Source organism: Acinetobacter sp. 797_lipA (genome assembly GCF_058243025.1).
Genome location: NZ_JBZAYQ010000001.1, coordinates 2,622,875 through 2,645,760, shown reverse-complemented (window position 1 = coordinate 2,645,760; position 22,886 = coordinate 2,622,875). Strand labels below are relative to the sequence as shown.

At 40.2% G+C, this 22,886-nt stretch carries 21 protein-coding genes and 5 pseudogenes; 16 read left to right on the top strand and 10 right to left on the bottom strand.

From position 1 onward, the window contains the following. The first annotated feature begins 8 nt into the window (after positions 1 to 8). From AC4CU2_RS13185 to AC4CU2_RS13165, 5 genes and pseudogenes are all read left to right on the top strand, one after another. On the top strand, positions 9 to 245 hold the full coding sequence (locus AC4CU2_RS13185; RefSeq protein WP_279044660.1) for a transcriptional regulator: 237 nt from the start codon (positions 9 to 11) through the stop codon (positions 243 to 245). Positions 246 to 256: 11 nt separating this feature from the next. Continuing rightward, a complete protein-coding gene (locus tag AC4CU2_RS13180) occupies positions 257 to 493 on the top strand; it encodes a hypothetical protein (protein ID WP_279044657.1) in 237 nt (78 codons plus the stop codon). Positions 494 to 577: 84 nt separating this feature from the next. Further along, complete coding sequence (locus AC4CU2_RS13175; RefSeq protein WP_490768963.1) at positions 578 to 1,792, top strand: hypothetical protein; 1,215 nt, start codon at positions 578 to 580, stop codon at positions 1,790 to 1,792. 918 nt (positions 1,793 to 2,710) lie between these two features. Continuing rightward, positions 2,711 to 3,145, top strand: a complete 435-nt coding sequence (locus AC4CU2_RS13170; RefSeq protein WP_279044652.1) for a hypothetical protein — start codon at positions 2,711 to 2,713, stop codon at positions 3,143 to 3,145. 175 nt (positions 3,146 to 3,320) lie between these two features. Next, positions 3,321 to 4,252 (top strand): annotated as a pseudogene (locus AC4CU2_RS13165) (IS5 family transposase). A 165-nt stretch (positions 4,253 to 4,417) separates the two neighbouring features. Here AC4CU2_RS13165 and AC4CU2_RS13160 read toward each other — a convergent pair. From AC4CU2_RS13160 to AC4CU2_RS13150, 3 genes and pseudogenes are all read right to left on the bottom strand, one after another. Further along, on the bottom strand, positions 4,418 to 4,702 hold the full coding sequence (locus AC4CU2_RS13160) for a putative quinol monooxygenase (RefSeq protein WP_004647742.1): 285 nt from the start codon (positions 4,700 to 4,702) through the stop codon (positions 4,418 to 4,420). Positions 4,703 to 4,722: 20 nt separating this feature from the next. After that, positions 4,723 to 5,722, bottom strand: a pseudogene (locus AC4CU2_RS13155) (zinc-binding alcohol dehydrogenase family protein). Between the two features lie 72 nt (positions 5,723 to 5,794). Beyond that, positions 5,795 to 6,535 (bottom strand): SDR family oxidoreductase, encoded by a 741-nt coding sequence (locus AC4CU2_RS13150; protein ID WP_004647740.1) that lies wholly within the window; start codon positions 6,533 to 6,535, stop codon positions 5,795 to 5,797. 135 nt (positions 6,536 to 6,670) lie between these two features. Between AC4CU2_RS13150 and AC4CU2_RS13145 the strand changes: the two genes are divergently transcribed. Next, a complete protein-coding gene (locus AC4CU2_RS13145; RefSeq protein ID WP_279045392.1) occupies positions 6,671 to 7,570 on the top strand; it encodes a LysR family transcriptional regulator in 900 nt (299 codons plus the stop codon). 14 nt (positions 7,571 to 7,584) lie between these two features. Here the strand turns inward: AC4CU2_RS13145 and AC4CU2_RS13140 are convergent, their stop codons facing one another. From AC4CU2_RS13140 to AC4CU2_RS13130, 3 genes and pseudogenes are all read right to left on the bottom strand, one after another. Next, positions 7,585 to 8,601 carry a zinc-dependent alcohol dehydrogenase family protein gene (locus AC4CU2_RS13140; RefSeq protein WP_490768962.1) on the bottom strand — a complete coding sequence of 339 codons (1,017 nt, stop codon included), beginning with the start codon at positions 8,599 to 8,601 and terminating at the stop codon, positions 7,585 to 7,587. Further along, positions 8,591 to 9,585, bottom strand: a pseudogene (locus tag AC4CU2_RS13135) (zinc-dependent alcohol dehydrogenase family protein). Before AC4CU2_RS13135 ends, AC4CU2_RS13140 begins: the two are co-directional and overlap by 11 nt. A 255-nt stretch (positions 9,586 to 9,840) precedes the next feature. Further along, a complete protein-coding gene (locus AC4CU2_RS13130) occupies positions 9,841 to 11,652 on the bottom strand; it encodes a monovalent cation:proton antiporter-2 (CPA2) family protein (protein WP_234303966.1) in 1,812 nt (603 codons plus the stop codon). A gap of 81 nt (positions 11,653 to 11,733) precedes the next feature. Between AC4CU2_RS13130 and AC4CU2_RS13125 the strand changes: the two are divergent. From AC4CU2_RS13125 to fghA, 4 genes and pseudogenes are all read left to right on the top strand, one after another. Beyond that, a pseudogene (locus AC4CU2_RS13125) lies at positions 11,734 to 11,874 on the top strand (IS1 family transposase); the annotation flags it as partial. Positions 11,875 to 12,292: 418 nt separating this feature from the next. After that, positions 12,293 to 12,568, top strand: a complete 276-nt coding sequence (locus AC4CU2_RS13120) for a metal/formaldehyde-sensitive transcriptional repressor (RefSeq protein WP_001133625.1) — start codon at positions 12,293 to 12,295, stop codon at positions 12,566 to 12,568. A 21-nt stretch (positions 12,569 to 12,589) separates the two neighbouring features. Then, positions 12,590 to 13,702, top strand: coding sequence for an S-(hydroxymethyl)glutathione dehydrogenase/class III alcohol dehydrogenase (locus tag AC4CU2_RS13115; protein WP_004897268.1), 1,113 nt, complete (start codon positions 12,590 to 12,592; stop codon positions 13,700 to 13,702). Between the two features lie 228 nt (positions 13,703 to 13,930). Beyond that, positions 13,931 to 14,761: an S-formylglutathione hydrolase gene (gene fghA, locus AC4CU2_RS13110; RefSeq protein WP_490737988.1), complete on the top strand. Its 831-nt coding sequence runs from the start codon at positions 13,931 to 13,933 to the stop codon at positions 14,759 to 14,761. Positions 14,762 to 15,078: 317 nt separating this feature from the next. Here fghA and AC4CU2_RS13105 read toward each other — a convergent pair whose 3' ends face one another. Next, positions 15,079 to 15,780: an IS1 family transposase gene (locus tag AC4CU2_RS13105; protein WP_017725332.1), complete on the bottom strand. Its 702-nt coding sequence runs from the start codon at positions 15,778 to 15,780 to the stop codon at positions 15,079 to 15,081. Positions 15,781 to 15,891: 111 nt separating this feature from the next. Here AC4CU2_RS13105 and AC4CU2_RS13100 point away from each other — a divergent pair, with 111 nt between their 5' ends. Next, the gene (locus tag AC4CU2_RS13100) at positions 15,892 to 16,206 is read left to right on the top strand and encodes a putative quinol monooxygenase (protein ID WP_201607873.1); all 315 of its coding nucleotides are present in this window, start codon (positions 15,892 to 15,894) and stop codon (positions 16,204 to 16,206) included. Between the two features lie 73 nt (positions 16,207 to 16,279). Here AC4CU2_RS13100 and AC4CU2_RS13095 read toward each other — a convergent pair. Continuing rightward, a pseudogene (locus AC4CU2_RS13095) lies at positions 16,280 to 16,608 on the bottom strand (IS3 family transposase); the annotation flags it as partial. A gap of 184 nt (positions 16,609 to 16,792) precedes the next feature. On the opposite strand from AC4CU2_RS13095, the gene AC4CU2_RS13090 reads away from it, so the two are divergent. The 3 genes from AC4CU2_RS13090 (at position 16,793) to AC4CU2_RS13080 (ending at position 20,034) form a co-directional block, all read left to right on the top strand. Next, complete coding sequence (locus tag AC4CU2_RS13090; protein ID WP_279045378.1) at positions 16,793 to 17,950, top strand: iron-containing alcohol dehydrogenase; 1,158 nt, start codon at positions 16,793 to 16,795, stop codon at positions 17,948 to 17,950. 75 nt (positions 17,951 to 18,025) lie between these two features. Further along, the gene (locus AC4CU2_RS13085) at positions 18,026 to 18,703 is read left to right on the top strand and encodes a type 1 glutamine amidotransferase domain-containing protein (RefSeq protein ID WP_279045379.1); all 678 of its coding nucleotides are present in this window, start codon (positions 18,026 to 18,028) and stop codon (positions 18,701 to 18,703) included. Positions 18,704 to 18,906: 203 nt separating this feature from the next. After that, a complete protein-coding gene (locus tag AC4CU2_RS13080; RefSeq protein WP_279045381.1) occupies positions 18,907 to 20,034 on the top strand; it encodes an alkene reductase in 1,128 nt (375 codons plus the stop codon). Positions 20,035 to 20,117: 83 nt separating this feature from the next. Here AC4CU2_RS13080 and AC4CU2_RS13075 read toward each other — a convergent pair whose 3' ends face one another. Further along, positions 20,118 to 20,348 carry a hypothetical protein gene (locus tag AC4CU2_RS13075; RefSeq protein ID WP_001087973.1) on the bottom strand — a complete coding sequence of 77 codons (231 nt, stop codon included), beginning with the start codon at positions 20,346 to 20,348 and terminating at the stop codon, positions 20,118 to 20,120. A 104-nt stretch (positions 20,349 to 20,452) separates the two neighbouring features. Beyond that, on the bottom strand, positions 20,453 to 21,061 hold the full coding sequence (locus AC4CU2_RS13070) for a TetR/AcrR family transcriptional regulator (protein ID WP_114837648.1): 609 nt from the start codon (positions 21,059 to 21,061) through the stop codon (positions 20,453 to 20,455). 144 nt (positions 21,062 to 21,205) lie between these two features. Here AC4CU2_RS13070 and AC4CU2_RS13065 point away from each other — a divergent pair, with 144 nt between their 5' ends. Continuing rightward, entirely contained in the window at positions 21,206 to 22,225 is a 1,020-nt protein-coding gene (locus AC4CU2_RS13065; RefSeq protein ID WP_279045384.1) for an NADPH-dependent curcumin/dihydrocurcumin reductase, read from the top strand. Positions 22,226 to 22,241: 16 nt separating this feature from the next. Next, on the top strand, positions 22,242 to 22,880 hold the full coding sequence (locus AC4CU2_RS13060; protein WP_279045386.1) for a glutathione S-transferase: 639 nt from the start codon (positions 22,242 to 22,244) through the stop codon (positions 22,878 to 22,880). Positions 22,881 to 22,886: the final 6 nt, after the last annotated feature.

Here is a 22,886-nt window from a genome sequence, read left to right as displayed (position 1 = left end):
AAATATTCATGAAAACAGATAAACATGGATATTTCAAAATGCACCATATTACCCCGATCAGAATCCCCAAAAAAGAGGCTGCGAAGGCTCTTGGCTTGAGCGTTGACGGCTTAAATAAATTAATGCAAAAAGACCCTTCCTTTCCGAAGTTTTGCAAGATGGGCACATCAAAACAGGCGCATGTATATTTTGATTATGCAGAGCTTGTTCAGTGGCATAAGCAAACCATGTGTCTGGCTGTATAGGGAGAAGAAAAATGGAACATCTAACACAGCAAGCGGCTGAGTCACTTAAACTTTTAAGCCAAGAAGACATTAGCGAAATTGTGCTAAACATCATTGAGGAAAATGACGGAGTTTTTGCCCTTAACACAGAGGCGGGGATCAATAAAGCATGTCAGTACGCGGTTGACTTTTATGCAGCAGCAGGACACGAACTCAAACACGATGAAATTAAAATCGAGTTGGTTAAACAGATGAATACGTCAAAATAATTGGCGTAATCACGAGTTAAAAACAAACGCCGCTGCGGGTACGAATCACAGCGGCGTTAATCATTACGTTATGACGAGCTTAACATGAACGCAATTTACACCGCTGATTATATGGCTTCACTCACTTACGTCAATTCTAATTATGAAAGCGACGCTGAAACCCTCAACAAACTAAACAGCTTATATTGTGGTCGAGATGAATTGGCGAGCAAAGTGTTATCACTTGGTGGCAATGCCGCTGAGTTGTTAACGGCAAGACTAGACGCCGAGCTTGACCAATTACTATTAGAATCTTCAGCAGATGAAAGCAAAGTAATCACCGTACCGCCCACAGTATCGAATGAAGACCTAGAACAAATATTACAAGTTATGCATCAGCGTTATGCTGATAATGCAAAGTTAGCCCAGGCCTGGGAAGCGGAAATTTACAGCAACATACACAGCTATGATTTTGAGGCAATGGGCATCGAAATTAAACCTGTAATCGATTTTATTGTTTTGCAGTTTGAGGCGAATAAACCCACCACATACCAACAGATTAAAAAGCACTTAACCGAAAAGACAGGCGTCGGCTACTACGTTGAACCCGATCACAATGGATTAGAGCAGCAGTCAAACACATTTACTATTCGAGTGCATAACGTGAAGTCCAAGAAAGGATTAAATGCAGTTATCAAGCCCTTGGAGCATTACGGCGTAAAGCAAACGGACATTAAAGTAGCCCGCATAGAAGCCTCACTCGACTTCTATAACGCTAAAAGCAAAGGCTTGCTTACGGCGCTCTACAAATCATTGGCATACGTTAAAGACTCGACCAATCAGCGCGTATATAAAAAACAAGGCGAATTCCAAACGATCCCAACATCCCCTATTCACCTTTTAGAAAAACTAGAAGATGGTTATTGTATCGGCGTAAATCCTAAAGACTCACCCGTCTATTATCGATCATATTACAAGACGACAGACCGCCGTCTAAACCTCAATAAGAGTGAGTATAGGGTAAGAACAGAGGTCAATTGCGCTGTGTCGGAGCTTGGAGTTGATAATGGCCTAGGCAACTTGCCTGAGATAATTCAATGTGCCTTTAATCATTTGAAGTTCACTAAGCAAAGTAACAAAGCAACCGAGCAAGACAAGAAGCTCTATATGGAGTCCGTGGGCACGTTTGGAAAGCGGAATGATGCACACTACAGTAACAGCCGCCATAAACGCACCCTTGATGAATTACTGATCAAACATGCTGAGTTAAACAGCTTGCTGAGTAAGTGTGTGAGTAACTTAAAGCGCAACTTCAAGTAGAGTAACTTCGCCATAATAACTCAATTTTATGGTAGACAGACTTCGCAATAATTACTCACTTTTTAGATTGAGCATTTTTCGCAATAATTACTCACTTTTTTTTAAAGCTCGAACGTCTGAATCCCACACCGCAGTAAGTCTACAAGGTGATTTTGCGGTGTTTGTCTGCCTATTAACTTATAGGGCATATACACCACTTAATATTTAAACAAGAATTTACCCAACAAGCGGGAATAATATTTAACAGTGAGAGGAAGTTCGCGAAGCGAACTGACGAACCAATAAAAAGGAATGGAGTATTAAAAAAATAGCGAAATTTATTTAACTCAAATCTATCCTTATTTTTATCGAGAAAAACAATCAAAATTATAAATAAATTGGTTAAAAAATCATCATGTTAAGTTACCGCTTATCTCGGTTTTTCCAATAACATCGGTTTAGAACAATTTATAACCACCCATAATAAACCGAGGAAAAAATCATGAAAGTAGAAACCCTAACGGAAGAACAATTTCTAAACCTTGCTGACTCAGCAACACAAGAAACTTTCACAAACTTAACATCGATGGCCGTTCTAAAAAATAGAAAACGGAATGATCATACAAAATGTAAGCGGTGAGTATTTGCTCATCAGTGAGTAAGGCGCAATCATAAAAAAGTACAATGAGCGAAGTCTTAGAGAATTAGCTCATTGTGCTGTGTATAGCGTGTGTCGTGCGCGGAGTATTTTTCGCCAATCCTTGTCTCAAGCCTTTATGCCCCTATTTTCCCTGTATTTGATTTTTTAGTGGTTAGCTGTAGGGTTTATTGTTCTTTTAAATTTAAACTCAATATAGAGCAAACCATGATCAAATAGAGCATATATGCGGTCATATTTAAGGCATTATTTTTAAAACAACAAACAAAGGCACTAAAAACATGAAAAAACTATCCCTTATCAGCTTCGTTACAATTGCAATGCTTAGCGGGTGCGCAACAACCCCAACGGCTTCAAGTAACGCTAAAGAAGTAAGCCCCGATAGAATGTATATAAAAGAAGAAAACCGCGTGAAGACAAGTGAACGCAACGCAAGCCTAACAATCATTAGAGATGGCGGGGCTTGGGGTGCAGCGTGTAATCATCGGGTATATGTGGATGGCAAAAAAGCATTTACCTTGAAGCCCAGTGAACATGCAACGGTTTATTTAAAGCCTCAAGAGTACGATGTGAAAGTTGATTTAGCCGCATCATCACTTTGCCCATACGCTCAAGTTGATGAAGTAATCAATTTAGAACCAAACCAACAGCGGACATTTCGAATTTCGTCTGTAATGTCGCTGAATTCGGCGCTAAAACTGACTGAGGTAAAATGACCCATTTGCAACTCAATAAAGGGTATCTTGTATCACTATGTGTATCACTGAGTAATTTAATTTTTCAAAACTTGTAAATAACAATGCCTTATTTATTGAGTTCAATTGTCGCCACCCCTAAGGCTTTGTTGCACAAACCTATCTGTAAAGGGTTTTTCAGCGATATAATTTTCAAATGAAGAAGCCTACACACAAAATCTACCGCACAACCAATTGGCCCGCATATAACCGAGCACTCATGAGTCGCGGAAATATTGCCATTTGGTTTGATCCTGCTACGCAATGGTATGCGCCATCAAAAGGCAAACAAGGGCGAAATCAAACCTACTCCGACGCAGCCATCCAATGCTGCTTAATGATTAAATCCTTATTCCGTCTGTCTTTACGTATGGTCACTGGCTTTGTGCAAAGTCTGATTAAACTTTGCGGATTAAATTGGATAGCTCCAGATTACACCACGCTTTGTAGAAGACAAAAGCATATTGATATTGTAATCAGCTACCAAAAAGTAGCGATGGACTGCATCTACTCATGGACTCTACAGGCATGAAGTTTCTAGGTGAGGGCGAATGGAAACGAAAGAAACATGGACCTGAATATCGTCGCCAATGGCGTAAACTACATATTGGTATAGATGCTAAAACCCTACAAATACGAGCAGTTTAGCTTACAACCAATAATGTCAGTGATTCACAGGTGCTTGGTGATTTACTTAATCAGATTCCACAAGATGAGCGGATTGACTCTGTTTATACCGATGGAGCTTATGACACCAAGCAATGCCGTCAGGTCATTGCAGATCGGCAAGGGCATGCGGTGATTCCACCTAGAAAAAATGCGAAACCATGGAAAGATACAAAGAGTAGCTCGCTAGAGCGAAATGAATTACTTCGAACAATTAAACGTTTAGGCAGGACACTATGGAAAAAATGGTCAGGCTATCATCGGCGAAGTTTGGTTGAAACTAAGATGCATTGCATCAAATTATTAGGAGATAAACTCAGTGCAAGGAGTTTTGATAGCCAAGTGAATGAGATCCATGCACGTGTAGCAGTCCTTAACAGATTTACGGAATTAGGTCGACCACTTACCCAAGTTACGCCTTAAATTTGGCTCAATTAGGGGTGCTTTGCATTTCAAATCTTTGTGCAACAAAGCCCTGAAAATGAAAAAAACCAGAAAAAATAGGAGCTTAGAGCTCCTATTTTTATGTTGGCTTTCTAAGTCTCTATGTTAATTTGAAGAATGCTTCATCATAATGTCCGAATACAGCTATATTTTTTTGATTTCTACAATATCACTTGATTCAATTAGCGATTGGATATTACCAAATAAACTTTGAATATAATCAGAGGCTATATGGATATCTAAATCCTCCCTGCTACGCCATTCTTCTAAGAAGAAATATCTACTCGAGTCATTTTCACTAATATAAAGCTCATATTTCAAGCATCCTTCTTCTTGAAGCGTAGGCTCTATTACACTTTTTAAAAGCGCTTCTAACGTCTCTTTTTGATCTGACTTTGCCTTAAAGTTTGCAATTACTGAAATAGTCATTATTTCACCTTTAATTTGTTTTAGAAGTTTTCTAGTACAATTTTGCCTTTTGATTTGCCTGATTCAAGCAACTTATGCGCCTTCTCCAAGTTTGCAGCGTTAATTTTTCCTAGATTTTGGTTGAGGGTACTTCTAATTTTTTGCTGGTCAACTAATTGGGCAACCTGTTGCAATAGATTACCTTGCTTTTCAATATCATCGGTTTCATACATTGAACGGGTGAACATCAACTCCCAATGGATAGAAATAGATTTAGTCTTAAACGGCATAATATCAAAGGTTTGTGGATCATCGATCAATCCAAGCTTGCCTTGTGGAGCAATCAGAGAAACTATTTGCTTGATATAGGTTTCTGTATGATTGGTAGAGAATACGTATTTTGGTATTTTCAATACCTAGTGTCTCGATTTGTGCATTTAAATCTTTGCTATGATCAATGACATGGTCGGCACCCAATGATTTCACCCAAGATTTGGTTTCTTCACGTGAAGCTGTTGCTATAACGGTCAGATTTGTTTTTGCTTTTAGGAGTTGGATAGCAATTGATCCTACACCGCCTGCACCACCAATAATTAAAATACTGCCAACTTCTGTTTCTGAAATTTGAAACCGATCAAACAGCATTTCCCATGCCGTTATTGCAGTTAATGGCAATGCTGCTGCTTCTGCATTAGATACTGTAATGGGTTTAAGACTGATAATTCGTTCATCGACTGCTTGAAACTCAGCATTACTACCATCTCGGGTTAAATCGCCAGCATACCAAACAGAATCTCCTACTTTAAACGAGGTAACTTTTGAGCCAACTTCAATAATTTCCCCAACGGCATCCCAACCTAAAATACGATTATTTGCTTCAGACGAATTTTTTCTCACTTTGGTATCAACTGGATTCACAGAGATTGCCTGAACTTTTACCAGTACATCACGCTCCTTAAGCGTAGGCTTCGCTTTTTCAATATCTACCAATGAATTTTTAAAATCATCATGGTTATTTATAACATACGATACGGCTTTCATAGATTTGTCCTCAACTTTAAAAAATATAGTAAAAATGGGAGCGAAGTGCTCCCATTTTATGTTATTTAATAATTAAAACTCTTGGCTCGTTGGGCGCAAAACAATTTCATTAATATCTACATCCGCAGGCTGTTCAATTGCATAAGCAATTGCTCGAGCGACTGAGTCAGCTGGTATGGCTTGTTTGTAGAAATCAGTAACAAACTCTGAACTTTCTTTATGAGAAGAACCAAATTTTAGTTCTGACTCAATTGCACCAGGCTCAATAGTAGTCGTTCTAATTGTTCCCCCAACTTCATGACGAAGTCCTTCAGAGATGGCTCTTACAGCAAACTTAGTACCGCTATAAACAGTACCTCCTGGACTAAATACTTTTATCCCTGCAACAGATGCGAGATTAATAAAGTGTCCAAAGTTTTGTTTTTGGAAAACAGGTAGGGTAGCTGCTATACCATAAAGAACACCTTTAATATTAATGTCGATCATACGATCCCATTCATCAACTTTTAGCTCACTTAATGGTGCAATAGACATTAATCCAGCATTGTTTACCAATACATCGATTTGACCAAATGCGCTTAATGCCTTTTCAATAAGTGCTTGTACTTCATGTGGTTTGGTTATATCCATACCAATAAATTCAGCTTGACCACCTTCAGCACGAATGTCGTGAACAATAGCCTCTAATTTTTCAGTACGTCTAGCACCAAGTACAACCTTTGCACCTTTTTTAGCAAGTAAGCGAGCAGTAGCTTCACCTAAACCACTACTTGCACCTGTGATAACAATAACTTTATTTTCTATATTATTCATACAAGTAACCTTCAACCTATCTGTCAATCATATTTGATGGATTAAGTATTACAGCCTTGTTAGGTATAATAAATGAATAATATTATCTTTCAGAATTCCTATTTACGGAATAATTACCATAACACAGGATTGGACATGCAGAACAAATTGGAAATGATACGTATCTTTTGTGTCGCAGCAGAGTGTCGAAATTTTAAAGAGGCAGCAACTCAGCTCGGTATTTCCCCGCAGGTAGTGACACGGGCAATAAAGGAGCTAGAAGAGCAGCGCGGAGAAATTCTGTTCTACAGGAGTACTCGACAAATTAAAATTACTGCTGATGGTGAGCGTTTGGCAAAGCAAGCACGTTTTGCGGTGGGATCGATCGATGCTTTGCTTGTAAAAGACACCAAGGAAAAACGAGATGAAATGCGTGGGACTGTCCGTCTTACTGTGTCGTCTGTGTTAGGGCGTAAATTGGTAGTACCTGCACTAGCAGAATTTGCAACACGTTATCCAGATATTGTCGTGGATTGTGTGCTAACAGATTCACACTCGGATGTGATCGATGAGCGGATAGATATCGGGATCAGATTTGGATTTTTGCCGGACAATCGATATGTGGCAAGGGAATTGGCTAAAGTGAACTTTTATTCTGTGGGTACGCCAGAGTTAATTGATAAGGTTGGAATGCCCAAAAAAATTATTGACCTAGATAAATACCCTCTAACAGCACTAGTCGATCATAAAACAGGGCGTTACTGGCCATGGACATTCACTGAAAGTCGAAGCTTTACGCCATCAAAGCCCCGTTTTATTACAGATGATCTAGAAGCTGAATTTCAAGCTATTCTCGCTGGAGTTGGATTCGGACACATGCCTGGATTTCTAGTTTTGCCGTGGCTTAGGAGTGGTAAGCTCATTCAGATACTTCATGAGGAAACCTCTCCTGTTTGGCGCCTGTATTTATATCGTCCACAGCGGGGCCCGACACCTTTGCGAATCCGAGCATTGTTTGATTACTTAGTGGAAGTGCTGGGCTATATAGAAACCTGAATCAGATAAGACCATCATGTATCTAGAGTAACTACAATTTTTCCTATTTGCTGATTTGATTCAAGATAGCGCTGAGCATCATGCATGTCCTCAAAGTTAAAGCAACAGTCGATCACTGGACGAAGATATCCTGCACCTATACTGCTAAGAATAAATCGTCTGGCTTGCTCCCTTAGAACAGGGTCATGGAGAACCTCAAGGAACAAAAAACCTCGCATGGTTAAGCTCTTGCGTAACGCAACTTTAAGGGGAAATGGTGTGATCTCAGGGCTAAGTGCACCATGCATAACCATCGTTCCTCCTACAGACATCGCTTTTGCAATCTGTTCAATATGAGGTCCTCCTACAGCATCGAAGGCGACATCAAGATGTTCTCCACCTAAACGTAAAACAAGCGCCTCATACAAATCTGGTTCATCTTCAGTGGCTATAACATTTTTAACACCGAGATCCAGTAAACGTTGCTTTTTCTCTATCGTCTGTGTACTTGCAATGACCTTAGCACCCGCTGCTTCAGCTATCTGTATCGCAGCTAGTCCTACGCTACTTGAAGCTGCTGTGATCAAGATCGTTTTTCCTTTCGAAACTCCACCAGCATGGATTACACCACCCCAAGCCGTCAAATACTGCATCCAGATTGAAGAAGCTTCTTCCCAACTTAAACTATCAGGTTTGTGAACTAAAAAAGTTTCTGGAATCAGAAGCTTGTCCGCATATGTCCCATATTTGGCTAGATTGTCAGTCGGAAGAATCGATACTGCATCTCCTGGAGAAAATTGGCGTACACCTTCACCTATAGCCAGAACTATGCCTGCTCCCTCATATCCCAGACGAGAAGGGAATACTGCCTTTTGAATATAAGTACCACGCCGAAACATTACATCAGCCCGGTTGAGTCCGATCGTTTTCATCTGTATTAGAACTTCTCCTGCGGCTGGTAAAGCAACAGGAAGTGTTTCTAATGTCAGAACATCTGTATCTCCAATACAATTGAAGCGCCAAGTCTTGGCCTGAAGTGCGTTAAATGACATCGATAACTACCTTAATATTGGCAGAGCGATTTTGAACAGCATCATGAGCCTCAATCGCTTGGTCTAGAGTAAAATGACGAGGATCAACAATAGCACGCAGTTTACCTTCCTCAACGAGACGAGTTGCGGTCTTAAGGACATCACCATGATGAGAACGGCGATTGCCTGTTAACGTCGGCATTAGGACGAATACGCCAGACACTGTGGCACACCGTAGAGATGAATTCGCTAAATTATGATTGCAAATGCAGCACAGCTGGTGATGTGGCCATAGTGAGTCGTCATGGAAAGTGAAGCTTCGAGTACTGGACCACCCACAGTGTCGTAAACAATGTTAAAACCTTGACCCTCAGGGCTTGCAGCAATAATGTCATCGGAAGATGCTGATGTGTAATCGAGAGGTGTTGCACCGAGTTCTGAAATCAGTGATTGATCAGCTGTACGACCAGTCGCCCAAACATTTGCATCAAGTGCTTTTGCAAGCTGAACCACCATATAACCAACGCCACCAGCACCACCTTGAACCAGTACAGTTTGCCCTGGTTGGACCTTAGCATTATCCACTAAACCTTCCCAAGCGGTGAGGAACGTCAATGGTAGTACTGCTGCCTCGCGCATAGAGATATTCCGTGGCTTTAATGCGATCAGATCAGCATCTGCTACAACATATTCTGCTAAAGATCCTTGAAGATTACGAACGCCACCAATCAGACCGTAAACTTCATCTCCGACGTTGAAGTGAGTGACACCTTCACCAATAGCAGTTACAACCCCAGCCATATCTGTTCCCAACACGGCAGGAAGCTCTGGCATAGCATATGGTGCTTCACCAAGACGAATTTTATAATCAATAGGGTTTACACCACTAGCATGAATACGTACTAGAACTTGCCCAGCCTCTGGTTGAGGTATAGGGAGTTCTACACGTGTAAATTCATGATCACCAAAATTTTCTAGGATAAGAGCATTCATCATCTTATTCATAGTTGTTCCTTATTCTTAACTGGGGGATGATATGCACAGTACCAAAGTAAATTAATCCAATAAATGATATTTATAGGATTTAATAATTCCTAAATAATGAATAATAGATATCATCCGCTCACTAAAGATATGCTTTGTTGCACAAAACTATTTCTAAGGCTTATTCCGCAATATAATTTTCAAATGAATAATCCTGCACCTAAAATTTATTAACCGAGCTTTCATTAATCGGGGAGAATATTGCCGGTGGAGTAGTCAATGTTGAGTGCCATCTTCATTCAGAATTTGCCCTGTGTGCTTTGGTGTAATTAAAGGTGCAGTCGGACGCGGTCCTGTATATTGCAAGCCGATACCAGCATAGACATCATCTGCTGCAATTTCAGTTTCAAAACGTTCTTTGTCTCGTTCTCGGATTTCTTGGCTAATTTCTTCAACATCACCCTGGTCAACACCCAGTTCTTCTAAAATTGCACCGCCAAATAGCATTGCCGACTCGAAGGTTTCGCGTATCATGTAATCCACATTTTGTTTTGCTAAATGCAGCGCATGTTCACGGTCATAAGAGCGAACCAGTAACTTGGCCATAGGAAATTCATGTTGCACCAACTCTACAATCTTATTCGTCGTTTCTTTGTGGTCTACGCAAACAACAATTGCTTCAGCCGTATCTGCTCCTGAGGCATGTAAAATATCTAAACGGGAACCATCGCCATAATAAATTTTAAATCCAAATCTTTCAGCGTTTTGAATCATGTCGATATCATTATCAATGATAGTCACGTCAATACCTCGAGCAAGCAATAATTGACTTGAGACTTGTCCAAAACGACCGAAACCAATCATCAGGACTTTTCCAGAAAGTCCTTCGGCAATACGGATATTTTCCAAAGAAGTTTGTTCTGTAGTTTGGGTAAAACGTTTAAACAGAATGCCTATGATGGGGGTCAAAATCATCGACAAGACCACAATCGCAGTCAGGTTTGAGCGTTCAACTGCACTAATAACTTGAGCACTCATGGCGGCAGTAAAGAGTACAAAAGCAAACTCACCCCCTTGAGCCATTAGTAATGCACGATCCAGTGCTTCGGAGTGTGGACTTTTGGTCAGGCGTGCAATCAGATAAATCATGGATGCTTTGACAAACATCAGCAGAAGTACAGCACTTAAGATTAACGCCCAGTTATTTTTCACGACATTAAGGTCTAATGACATGCCTACGCCCAGAAAAAACAACCCGAGCAATATGCCACGAAACGGTTCAATATCCGCTTCAATCTGATGGCGAAAAGTGGATTCGGAGAGTAATACCCCTGCAAGGAATGCCCCCATTGCCATTGATAAGCCACTGACTTGCATCAGTAATGCTGCGCCGAGCACCACCAAGAGTGCTGCTGCAGTCATGACTTCACGGGCTTTGGCTGCGGCTAATAAGCGAAATAAAGGGTTAAGCAACCAATAGCCAGCAGCGATTAAACCTGCAATTGAGATTAAACCAACCCCAATGCTCTGCAAACGCGTAGAAGTACTTTCAACAACATGATTCGGTGCGATAAAAGCGACAATTGCCAATAAAGGTACAATCAATAAGTCTTCAAAAAGCAGGATCGAGACAATTTTTTGTCCTCGTGGTTGAGCAATGTCTCCACGATCTCCCAAAAGTTGCATCACAATTGCAGTCGAGGTGAGTACAAAGCCCGCAGCACACACAAAACTCACTTGCCAAGAATAGCCATAGACCAAGCCTACAGCCGTTAGCCCCAATGAACCGGCACTAATCTGTAATGCGCCTAATCCAAAAATTTCTTTTCTTAAACTCCATAAATACGATGGACGCATTTCTAGTCCAATCACAAACAGATACATCACAATACCAAGCTCAGCAATATGCAGAATAGACGCAGAATCGTAGAAAAACGCTAGTCCAAATGGACCAATAATTAATCCTGCAATTAAATATCCCAATACCGAGCTTAATCCTAGGCGCTTGATTAAGGGGACTGAAATCACTGCCGCTGTGAGCAGTATGACAGGGGATAGAAGGCTGATAGATGTGGCTTCTGCACTCATATATTTCTCAGATTTTGTATAGAGTCTGTTGACACTTCAAGTATAAAAAGTAGATTCAAAACACAAGTGCAACACCTTTGTTTAAGTATTCACTATACCCGAATTTCAAGTAATCAATGGGATAGTTTTATCACTGCATTTAAAGACTGGCAGCAAAGTATTGGTAAGCTTTTCACTATAGGTATTGAGGGAAATAATTGTAAAATAAGGCATCGGATTAGATGTGTTAGTTCAGTATTGAGTGTGGCTTTAGCAAGAATACGGATATTAATGCTTCTCGCAATATTCTAGCGGTAGGACATACCACTTTGTCTGTGGAGGAAAGATGCAGTAAAGGTCGCTCTGTGAAGCAGAAAGCATGCCTAAATCCGTGAGGTTTTGCTTTTAAAATCCCTGAGAAACATGTTTCGTAAAGAGTTAGTCGAAAGTGGGGGGGAGTATGTCAGAAGTTTAATTTTATAAGTTATTGTAAAGATTCGGAAAGTTAATTATGGCATCCAGTTGCAGAGCCAATAGTGACTTCATTTAATCTCAGCATACTTTTTGAAACACTACCTAAATTTTTAAGGTTTATAAAAAATATTGCTTTTTTTATACTATGGGGTACTATAGTATAAAAGCTAGCAAATAAGGAGGTCTGATGCCTAATCAGGTTGAAGACAAAAAAAAGATTCTTCTACGCGTCAGAAGGATCAAAGGTCAGACGCAAGCGATTGAAAAAGCGTTAGAAGACAATGTGGAATGTGGTGCAATTCTGCAACAAATATGCTCTGTGCGTGGTGCTATTAATGGTTTAATGAATGAAATGCTGGAGGTTCATTTAAAGGACACTTTAGTATCAGGTGAAACCACAGAACAACAACGAAAAGAAGAATTGGCTGAAATCGCCAAGATTCTAAAATCATATTTAAAATAGATCTGTATAAGGAATTATTCCATGAAGTCACGTGCTGCTGTTGCGTTTGGTCCTGGTCAACCTCTTCAAATTGTTGAAGTTGATGTTGCGCCACCGAAGAAAGGTGAAGTATTAATCAAGATCTCCCATACTGGTGTGTGTCATACAGACGCATTTACTTTATCTGGCGATGATCCTGAAGGTGTTTTTCCTGCTATTCTCGGGCATGAAGGTGCTGGCGTTGTAGTTGAGGTTGGTGAAGGCGTGACTAGCGTCAAACCAGGTGATCATGTTATTCCACTTTACACTGCTGAATGTGGCGAGTGCGTATTCTGTAAATCTGGAAAATCGAACTTGTGTATTTCCGTTCGCGAAACTCAAGGTAGAGGTGTAATGCCAGATGGCACAACTCGTTTTTCCTACAATGGTCAACCGATTTACCACTATATGGGCTGCTCAACGTTCAGTGAATATACGGTAGTGGCAGAAGTATCATTGGCTAAAATCAATCCTGAAGCCAATCACGAACATGTCTGCTTACTGGGTTGTGGTGTCACAACGGGTATCGGTGCAGTACACAACACGGCTAAAGTACAAGAAGGTGATAGTGTTGCGGTCTTTGGTTTAGGTGGTATTGGTCTGGCAGTCGTACAAGCCGCACGTCAAGCTAAAGCAGGGCGTATTATTGTGGTTGACATGAATCCAGATAAATTTGCGCTGGCAAAAGAGTTTGGTGCAACGGACTTCTTGAACCCTAAAGACTACGACAAACCAATCCAGCAAGTCATTGTCGAAATGACTGGCTGGGGTGTAGATCATTCATTTGAATGTATTGGTAACGTGAATGTAATGCGTGCAGCCCTTGAAAGTGCACACCGTGGCTGGGGACAATCCGTAATTATTGGTGTAGCTGGCGCAGGTCAGGAAATCTCTACCCGTCCATTCCAGCTTGTTACTGGTCGTAAATGGCTAGGTTCTGCCTTTGGTGGCGTAAAAGGTCGTACGCAACTTCCAGGAATGGTTGAAGATGCCATGAACGGTAAAATTCAATTAGAACCATTTGTGACACATACGATGGGCTTGGATCAGATCAATGAAGCCTTTGATCTAATGCATGAAGGTAAGTCAATTCGTACTGTAATTCATTACGAATAATTCTGTCAGACCTTATAGTTTTCCATGCATGTGCATCATGAATGACATGCATGGAATCCTCTAAAACGGCACATTATCTGTAAAACTGATCTATCTGTGTAGGCATCGTGTATAGGTTCAACATACCTGCCTACATTTTAAATCTTTATCACTATTCTCTGTGGAGAATGTCGGACTCTTTGTTTACTCGATTTCTCATGAAGTCTTGCTCAGCATAGGTAATTGATTATGGAAATAATTGAGAAACATGCTTCTTTTGGTGGATCGCAAGAAGTGTATCGCCATCAGTCAATAGCATTAAACTGTTCAATGAAATTCTCAATATATCTGCCACCTCATGATAAAGATGAGCGGTTGCCAGTTTTATATTGGTTATCAGGACTGACTTGCAACGAACAGAACTTTATTACTAAAGCCGGAGCACAAAAGTATGCGGCTGAACATAAAGTCATTATTGTTGCACCAGATACCAGCCCACGTGGAGAGGATGTACCAGATCATGCAGATTATGATTTAGGCCAAGGCGCAGGATTCTATGTGAATGCAACACAGGCACCCTGGTCACAGCATTTCAAAATGTATGATTATATTGTGGAAGAGCTTAGAAATCTGATTGACCTGAATTTTCCGACCAATCAAGTCCAAAGCATTATGGGTCATAGCATGGGTGGTCATGGTGCATTAGTAATTGGGTTAAAAAATCCTGAGCTGTATAAAAGTATTTCTGCTTTTGCACCAATTGTTGCACCTAGCCAAGTACCTTGGGGGAAAAAGGCTTTTACACACTACTTAGGTGAAACCGAAACTTTATGGAAAAGCTATGATGCGATTGAATTAATCAAAAACGCTGAAGTTCATTTACCTATTTTAGTCGATCAGGGAACAGCTGATGATTTTCTTGAAGATCAGTTAAGGCCTAAGCTTCTTAGTAATATTTGTTTGGAACATGAATATCCTCTTACACTTAACCTAAGAGAAGGGTATGACCATAGCTATTACTTCATTGCGAGCTTTATAGAGAAACATATAGAGTTTCACAGCAAATTCCTAGCTAAATAACTTTCATAGATATGAGGATGTACAATATTGTTCTTGAATGCTTCTTGAGCAATATAATTTCCAGATGAAGAGGTCAGCTTATAAATCTAAGGACGAATCAATTGATCCTTATATAACTAAGATTGAATTTAATCATCTCATATCTTGATTTTTTGATTCAAATGTTAATGATCTTAACTTGAATAAATTCATAGCATTATGCCGAAATAAACATCCAAATTTTGGCTCTGCTATGGAAAATTGTTTTTAACCTTTGTACAACAAAACTTTCTGACATACATAAATTATCAGGTGGTGTTTCAAAAAGTATGCTGGCGTTAAACAAATCCGTTATTAAGGTAAAAGAAAGTCAAATCAAAGGCTTTAAAATGATTTTCGAGCTTTTTAGAAAAGTTGCAACTTCTCCTAAATCCACGCCTGATTCGATGACGAATTCTACAATTGTTACCTTCAATACCGACGGTAAAAAACTTACCGATCACTTGCTTGCAACATTGAAATGCTGCAATAAAACTATCCCAATGATCACTCGCAATTCGAGCATATTGAACCCCAAGCTTTTTAAGTCTAGCTTTAAGACGTTGAACCGTTGCTAAATCCCGCTTACCCCAAACATAAGCAACAATTTCTCCAGATTCTCGATGGTAGGCATAAATAAGCCATTGTTTATTTTTCTTATTCCCTACAAAAGTCCAAAGTTCATCGACTTCAAGACATTCGTAGTGGCTTTGTTTAGGCTGAATCTGATAGATCGATTCACTTAAGGTTCGTAATACCTTGCCAATGCTGATACGCTCGACTTCAGCAATATCTCTTACACCGCTTCCTCTGATCATTAAATGTAATATCTTGCCGGTAATACCTGAGTTACACCCTTGATAGCTTAATGCATGAGCACCAATAAACTGACGTTTGCAATCTTTGCATTGATGGTTTTGTTTCCCATCTACTTTGATGCCATTTCTCTTTATATTGTTACTTAGACAGGTAGGACATTTGATTTGTAGCGTTATTTTCATACCTCTATTTTATCAAAAGCCATATTGTTTTTTTCAGCATACTTTTTGAAACACCACCAATTATCAATGTCAGTATGAGTTTTAATTTTAATCAATTGTGGAGTTTTAGTCATGCTTAAAACAGCTTTATATGTCCGTCTTGAAGCTAAACCGGGTAAAGAAGACGAAGTGGAAGCTTTCCTTAAAGGCGGTTTACCAATTGTAATGGAAGAACCTGCGACAGTTGCGTGGTTTGGCCTACGTCTTGGACCTACAACATTTGGTATTTTCGATGCATTTCCTGATGAGGCGGGTCGCCAAGCACATTTATCTGGCAAGGTTGCAGCTGCTTTGATGGCTCAGGCCGATGAGCTATTTTCAGAGCCACCGTCTATTGAAAAAGTAGATGTTTTGGCGAGTAAACTACCAGCTCATACTGACGCTTAAATGTATGAGGGTGCTGCCTGAAATTTTGAATGAAAGGCAGCACTTTAACCCTGTGAGGTTTGTCAGAGGCTTTTTATTCAAGTTGGGCTACTTTATTTAATGGCTTAATCTCATCATTTACATGGGTCAATATCAAAACAGGGTAAATAAACGAATGCACCTATGTACATGCTTTATGTTGAACCAATCTATCTAATTTAGTGTCGCATTTGTACATCTGCTAAACCGTGCCAATCTGCTTTTAAAATATTTAATCATTGCTATTTTGTATGAGCCATTCACTGTTTTAGCCAATGCGTTCACGACCATGTCAGTAGTCATACGTGATGATACCTTCCATCCAACTATCGCTCGTGAAAATACATCAATAATAAAAGCGGTATAGAACAAGCCTGAATGTGTTTAACCATCACTCAAGTCTCCAAGCTGAAATAATTTTTATAAAAATAGACGACTGGTCTATTTTTATGTATAGTCACCACATGGTGTAGTCAAAAGCCGCAGTGTTGTCCAATTTTTTTTAAGTTTATTTGATGAATAACGGTGGCTTTTCAAATCAATTAGCTGATCATCCTAGGATAAAAATATGCTGAATTTTAACTTTTATAATCCGACCCGCATTATTTTTGGTGGCGATACAATAGTTAAAATCAATGACTATGTGCCTACAGAAGCAAAAGTATTAATGTTGTTTGGTGGTGAAAGTGCACGTAAGAATGGTACTTTAGCTGAAGTGCGTGAAGCATTAGGTGCAAGAGAAATTCATGAATTTGGCGGAATTGAGCCGAATCCGAGTTATGAAACCCTCATGAAAGCTGTAGAGCTGATTCGAGAACAAAAGATAGATTTCTTGATGGCTGTCGGTGGTGGATCGGTAATTGACGGTACTAAATTTATTGCAGCAGCAGTCAATTATACAGGGGATACATGGGAGATTTTAGAAACCCATGGTACTAAAATTACTCAAGCTTTGCCTTTTGCGAGTGTACTCACCCTTCCGGCAACTGGTTCAGAAATGAATAGCGGTGGGGTAGTCACCAGAAAATCGACCCAAGCCAAATTGTCATTTAGCAGTCCCTATGTTTTTCCGCAATTTTCCGTACTCGATCCGAATAAAACTTTTAGCTTGCCGACGCGCCAATTAGCAAATGGCGTAGTCGATGCATTTGTTCATGTCATGGAACAGTACTTAACTTACCCTGTCAATGCACAAGTACAAGATCGTTTTGCCGAAGGTCTATTGCAAACTCTGATTGAGATTGGACCGAAAATCTTGGACGATTCAGCAGATTATGACACGCGTGCGAATTTGATGTGGGCTGCTAGCATGGCACTGAATGGGCTAATTGGAGCTGGTGTACCACAAGATTGGTCAACCCATTTAATTGGGCATGAGCTCACGGCTTTACATGGTATTGATCATGCTCGTACCTTGGCCATTGTGTTGCCGGCCAATCTACAAGTGCGTCGTCAAGAGAAGCGAGAAAAATTACTACAGTATGCAGCTCAAGTCTGGCAGATTGTCGAAGGTGATGAAGAACAACGTATTGATACTGCTATTGCTCGTACTCGAGCCTTCTTTGAGCAACTTGGATTGCCGACTCGTCTTAGTGATTATGGACTGGGGGAGACAGATATTGAGATCATCATTACGCAACTTAAATCACACAATCTTACACAGCTAGGCGAACATAAAACTGTTTCATTAGAGATCAGTCGCCAAATTCTCGAGATGAGCATCTAAGCTAAATGCGCGTATCTGGCATGCTCTGACCCTGTAACAATGCTCCTCAATCATGAAAATTATCGGAGAAATAACATGAAAATTTTAATCGTTTTAACCTCACATAATCAACTTGGCAATACTGGTAAGAAAACAGGTTTCTGGCTAGAAGAACTTGCTGCACCCTATTACACCTTTATTGACTCTGGTGCTGAAGTTACGCTGGCGTCGCCTCAAGGTGGGCAGCCACCACTAGATCCGAAAAGTAATTTAGCCGATGCTCAAACTGAAACCACTCATCGTTTTGAAGCAGATCCAACTGCAATGCAAGCATTAACACAGACGCATAAACTTAGCGAAATTTCTGTAGCTGATTATGATGCAGTGTTTTATCCAGGCGGGCATGGCCCATTGTGGGATTTAGCAGAAGATCCGATTTCAATTTCTCTGATTGAACAGGCGATTCAGTCTGGCAAACCTGTTGCAGCAGTGTGTCATGCCCCGGGTGTTCTTCGTCATGTGAAAACGAGTAATGGAGCGCCTTTAGTTAGCGGTAAATTAGTGACTGGTTTCACCAATACTGAGGAGGCCGCTGTAGGTTTGACTGAAATTGTACCATTTTTAGTCGAAGACATGCTTAAACAAAACGGTGGTCATTATTCTAAAGTGGATGATTGGCAAGTATATGTTCAAGTAGATGGCTTGCTGGTTACTGGACAAAATCCAGCCTCTTCTGCTGCAACCGCTACAGCATTACTTCAATTGTTGAAATAAAGAGTAGCGAGTGCCTGTTGTGGTGCTTAGCAGTGAATAAAACTTCTGACTCTGAGCAACTGGCGCAATAAGCAAAATAACCCTCATTTAATGGTGAAGGGCCTGAGTGAATAGCTTTACTTCCTTTATTTTTCTATATACAGGAAGGAAGGGTATTTTTTTAATTTAGATCAATTTAGTCATGATGACTTGGATACAATGAAATGAAAGCCAGCAAATTTTTTCAAAACCTGAGCTTAGGCCCGTATGTTTTGCAAAACCGTATTGTATTGCCACCATTAACGCGGTCGCGCAGTACTCAGCCAGGGAATATTCCAAATGAACTGATGGCAACCTATTATCAACAGCGTACCGGGGCAGGATTTATGGTCACCGAAGGTACGCAAATCGAGCCACGTGGTCAAGGCTATGCTTGGACTCCCGGTATTTACAGCCCTGAACAGATTACTGGATGGCGTAAAGTGACGGAAGCAGTGCATGCTAAAGAAGGCATTATTTTTGCACAACTTTGGCATGTTGGGCGTGTTTCACATACATCTTTGCAACCCGATCATGCATCACCGGTCGCGCCCTCGGCTATTAGGGCTGATAGTAATGTTAAAGTCTTTATTGAAACCGGGCCCAATGCAGGGGCCTTGGCTGATCCTTCAATGCCACGTGCTTTAAGCAATGCAGAAGTTAAAGAATTAGTGCAACTCTATGCTCAAGCAGCGCGTAATGCATTGGCTGCTGGTTTTGATGGGGTTGAAATTCATTGTGCAAATGGTTATTTGGTAAATCAATTTATCTCTGCACATAGTAACCACCGTGAAGATGAATATGGTGGATCACTAAACAATCGTTTGCGTTTTTTACGTGAAGTAGTAGAGGCAGTTGCTGAGGTGGTTGGTGCAGATCGTTTAGGAGTGCGTTTTGCCCCGCTATTTGAAAGTACAGAGGAAGATCGTGTTTACATGGGGTTAGTTGAAGATGATCCACATGTGACTTATATTGAGGCTATAAAGATACTTGAAGAAGTGGGGATTGCCTATTTATCGATTGCAGAAGCTGATTGGGATAATGCACCAGAACTTCCTCATGATTTTCGTAAAGATGTCAGAGACACTTTCAGTGGTCGGATTATTTATGCAGGTCGATATACGGCAGAAAGAGGGACTCGAATTTTAGAGGCAGGGCTGGCCGATTTAATTGCATTTGGACGCCCATTTATTGCGAATCCAGATTTACCCGATCGCATCGCCAATGGTTGGCCATTGAATGCAGTAGATGCAAGTACTATGTATGGTGGGACGGAAAAAGGCTATATTGATTATCCAGCTTACGCAGATTAATCTCGACTAAGTGAGTTATTTTGCCAACCTTTGTGGTTGGCAAAATAAGGACTTAGGATTGCTGTTGCCAGCACAATTTCTTCTTAAAACAAATTCTTAAAATTTTTTAGCTGTGTAATGAGCCAACCTGCCAGTGGGAAAGAAATCAGTTGCGTTACTGGCACTAATACTATGACTTCAATCAACACCATCATCGGGAAACTTTGATGCTGTGTAATTGGCTTTAATAAAGTGAGAACCAGTAATAGTGTGGGATATAAGCCTAAATAACCAACTAAAATACGAGTCATGAGGGCTTTAGAAGGAGAATTCATTGTGCGCTATACTCATGGATTGTAAATTGATCTAATAGCAACACATTAATAAGTAATCATTGGGCTGCTATCATTAATTATGTAATTGATATTTAATTTAATTTTTATGAATCTTCACTTTTTAATAGAAATTTAGTTGCTCTCAGAGCTTGATGTAATGGTGTTTTATCTTTTTGCAACTTACTCAGTAATGCTGCACCTAACCACATTTGGTAAAGTACTTGTGCCAACGTCGAGGCCTCAGTATCTGCTTGGATAGACTGATCCTGTTTACCCAAATCAATTAAACCAGCAATACGTTCGATTACATCATCGACGCCAGCGGACATAATGGAGCGCATATCTTCAGATAGATCGGCAACTTCTGCGGCAAGTTTCACAATTAAACAGCTATCCGCCCAACCACACTGTGTTTCAGGATCTTCTATCCATAAATTAAAATACTCAATCAGCTTTTGATAAGGGGATTTATCGCTACGCCATACATCATTTAAACGGACTTGATAATTATCTACATAATGCTGTACCAATTCACATCCGAAAGCTTCCTTGGATTGGAAATAATGATAAAACGAGCCTTTGGGGATCTCACAGCTCTGTAAAATTTCCTGTAATCCTACACCGGTAAAACCTTTATGCAAAATCAGGTCTGAACTGGTGTTAAGAATGTGTAAGCGCTTCGCTTCAGACTTTTTAATAGGAGTAGGCTTCATATTAATTATTTACTCTATTGTAAAAAAATAGACCAGTCGTATTGTTTTTTATTATAACTCATCTACAATGGATGTAAAGAAATTTTAATCATAATTTTTGATTGTGAAGAGAAATACTTTTAAATAAAACATGGAGTTATATGTGTGAGAACAGTTATTAATCAACGCATCGTTTTAGCTAAACGGCCAGTGGGTGAGCCAAAACACAGCGATTTTCGTATTGAGCAAGTTGAGCTCAATGAACTTAAACAAGGCGAGATATTGTTAAAAACCATTTACTTGTCACTCGATCCTTATATGCGTGGTCGCATGAGCGATGCTCCTTCATATGCAGCACCGGTTGAAATTGGCGAAGTGATGGTCGGTGGAACAGTCAGTCAAGTAGTGGCCTCTAAAAACCCAAAATTCAAAGAAGGCGAGTGGGTTCTTTCAGGAAATGGCTGGCAGGGCTACGCAATTTCTAATGGGACTGCATGTCAAAGCTTAGGTATGCAACCTGAACATCCATCTTGGGCATTGGGTATTTTGGGAATGCCAGGATTTACTGCTTATATGGGGTTGTTGGACATTGGTCAGCCTAAAGCCGGTGAAACTTTAGTCGTTGCAGCTGCAACGGGACCTGTTGGTGCTACGGTTGGACAGATTGGCAAACTTAAAGGTTGTCGCGTGGTTGGCGTCGCAGGTGGGCCTGAAAAATGTCGTTATGCAGTAGAAGAACTCGGCTTCGACGCTTGTATCAATCATCATGATAAAAATTTTGCAGAACAATTACAACAAGCAGTTCCGAACGGTATTGATATTTATTATGAGAATGTAGGGGGTAAAGTGTTTGATGCGGTATGGCCATTGCTTAACTCTGCGGCACGTGTACCGGTGTGTGGTGTGGTTTCCCAGTATAACGCTACCGAGCAAGCACAAGGGCTAGACCGTTTACCAGGCTTTATTTCCACCCTTTTAAAAAAGCGTATTCGCATGCAAGGCTTTATTATTTTTGATGATTATGGCAGTCAGTATCCGGAATTCTATCAGCAAATGTCTGAATGGTTGAAAGACGGAAAAATCAAATATAAAGAGCATATGGTGCAAGGTTTAGATAACACGATCAATGCTTTCAATGGTATGTTGAAAGGCGAAAACTTTGGCAAAGTGGTTGTAAAAATTTAAAAAAATAGGAATTATCATGATTAAACTACATCATTTAGATCAATCACGTTCTTTTCGCATTTTGTGGTTACTTGAAGAAATCAAGCAGCCCTATGAGCTGAAACGCTATTATCGTGACTCAAGCACGCATTTGGCCCCTGAATCTTTAAAAACCATCCATCCTTTAGGGAAATCTCCAGTATTGGAATGGGATGGCAAAGTTATTGCAGAGTCAGGCGCAATCGTTGAGTTATTAATTCAGAAACTTGCGCCGCATTTAGCACCAGATATGGATGAATCTACTTATGTCGATTATCTACAGTGGATTCATTTCTCAGAAAGCTCTGCCATGCTGCCATTTTTGTTAAAAACGTTTAATACGATAGAAACCAAGCAGGGCACGAAGTTGGTATTTCTAGAAAATTATACTCAAGTTGAGTTCGATAAAGTATTTGGCCATTTAAATGAATATTTAAAAGATAAAGAATTTCTAGTGGCAGACCGTTTAACCGGTGCTGACTTTATGATGGGCTTTGGACTACATGCTTTAGTTTATCATATGGGACAAGGTGAAAATTATCCGCATATCCAACGTTATGTAGCAGGTTTAAGCCAACTACCTAGCTGGCAAGCCGCAGTACAAATTGAACAAAATGGTGTGAAAGGACAAAAATAGCAAGAT

What these genes read in the sequence shown, in the direction of transcription:
- AC4CU2_RS13185 (WP_279044660.1), top strand. Translation starts at nt 9, where the DNA reads ATGAAAACAGATAAACATGGATATTTCAAAATGCACCATATTACCCCG.
- AC4CU2_RS13180 (WP_279044657.1), top strand. Translation starts at nt 257, where the DNA reads ATGGAACATCTAACACAGCAAGCGGCTGAGTCACTTAAACTTTTAAGC.
- AC4CU2_RS13175 (WP_490768963.1), top strand. Translation starts at nt 578, where the DNA reads ATGAACGCAATTTACACCGCTGATTATATGGCTTCACTCACTTACGTC.
- AC4CU2_RS13170 (WP_279044652.1), top strand. Translation starts at nt 2,711, where the DNA reads ATGAAAAAACTATCCCTTATCAGCTTCGTTACAATTGCAATGCTTAGC.
- AC4CU2_RS13160 (WP_004647742.1), bottom strand. Translation starts at nt 4,702, where the DNA reads ATGACTATTTCAGTAATTGCAAACTTTAAGGCAAAGTCAGATCAAAAA.
- AC4CU2_RS13150 (WP_004647740.1), bottom strand. Translation starts at nt 6,535, where the DNA reads ATGAATAATATAGAAAATAAAGTTATTGTTATCACAGGTGCAAGTAGT.
- AC4CU2_RS13145 (WP_279045392.1), top strand. Translation starts at nt 6,671, where the DNA reads ATGCAGAACAAATTGGAAATGATACGTATCTTTTGTGTCGCAGCAGAG.
- AC4CU2_RS13140 (WP_490768962.1), bottom strand. Translation starts at nt 8,601, where the DNA reads ATGTCATTTAACGCACTTCAGGCCAAGACTTGGCGCTTCAATTGTATT.
- AC4CU2_RS13130 (WP_234303966.1), bottom strand. Translation starts at nt 11,652, where the DNA reads ATGAGTGCAGAAGCCACATCTATCAGCCTTCTATCCCCTGTCATACTG.
- AC4CU2_RS13120 (WP_001133625.1), top strand. Translation starts at nt 12,293, where the DNA reads ATGCCTAATCAGGTTGAAGACAAAAAAAAGATTCTTCTACGCGTCAGA.
- AC4CU2_RS13115 (WP_004897268.1), top strand. Translation starts at nt 12,590, where the DNA reads ATGAAGTCACGTGCTGCTGTTGCGTTTGGTCCTGGTCAACCTCTTCAA.
- fghA (WP_490737988.1), top strand. Translation starts at nt 13,931, where the DNA reads ATGGAAATAATTGAGAAACATGCTTCTTTTGGTGGATCGCAAGAAGTG.
- AC4CU2_RS13105 (WP_017725332.1), bottom strand. Translation starts at nt 15,780, where the DNA reads ATGAAAATAACGCTACAAATCAAATGTCCTACCTGTCTAAGTAACAAT.
- AC4CU2_RS13100 (WP_201607873.1), top strand. Translation starts at nt 15,892, where the DNA reads ATGCTTAAAACAGCTTTATATGTCCGTCTTGAAGCTAAACCGGGTAAA.
- AC4CU2_RS13090 (WP_279045378.1), top strand. Translation starts at nt 16,793, where the DNA reads ATGCTGAATTTTAACTTTTATAATCCGACCCGCATTATTTTTGGTGGC.
- AC4CU2_RS13085 (WP_279045379.1), top strand. Translation starts at nt 18,026, where the DNA reads ATGAAAATTTTAATCGTTTTAACCTCACATAATCAACTTGGCAATACT.
- AC4CU2_RS13080 (WP_279045381.1), top strand. Translation starts at nt 18,907, where the DNA reads ATGAAAGCCAGCAAATTTTTTCAAAACCTGAGCTTAGGCCCGTATGTT.
- AC4CU2_RS13075 (WP_001087973.1), bottom strand. Translation starts at nt 20,348, where the DNA reads ATGAATTCTCCTTCTAAAGCCCTCATGACTCGTATTTTAGTTGGTTAT.
- AC4CU2_RS13070 (WP_114837648.1), bottom strand. Translation starts at nt 21,061, where the DNA reads ATGAAGCCTACTCCTATTAAAAAGTCTGAAGCGAAGCGCTTACACATT.
- AC4CU2_RS13060 (WP_279045386.1), top strand. Translation starts at nt 22,242, where the DNA reads ATGATTAAACTACATCATTTAGATCAATCACGTTCTTTTCGCATTTTG.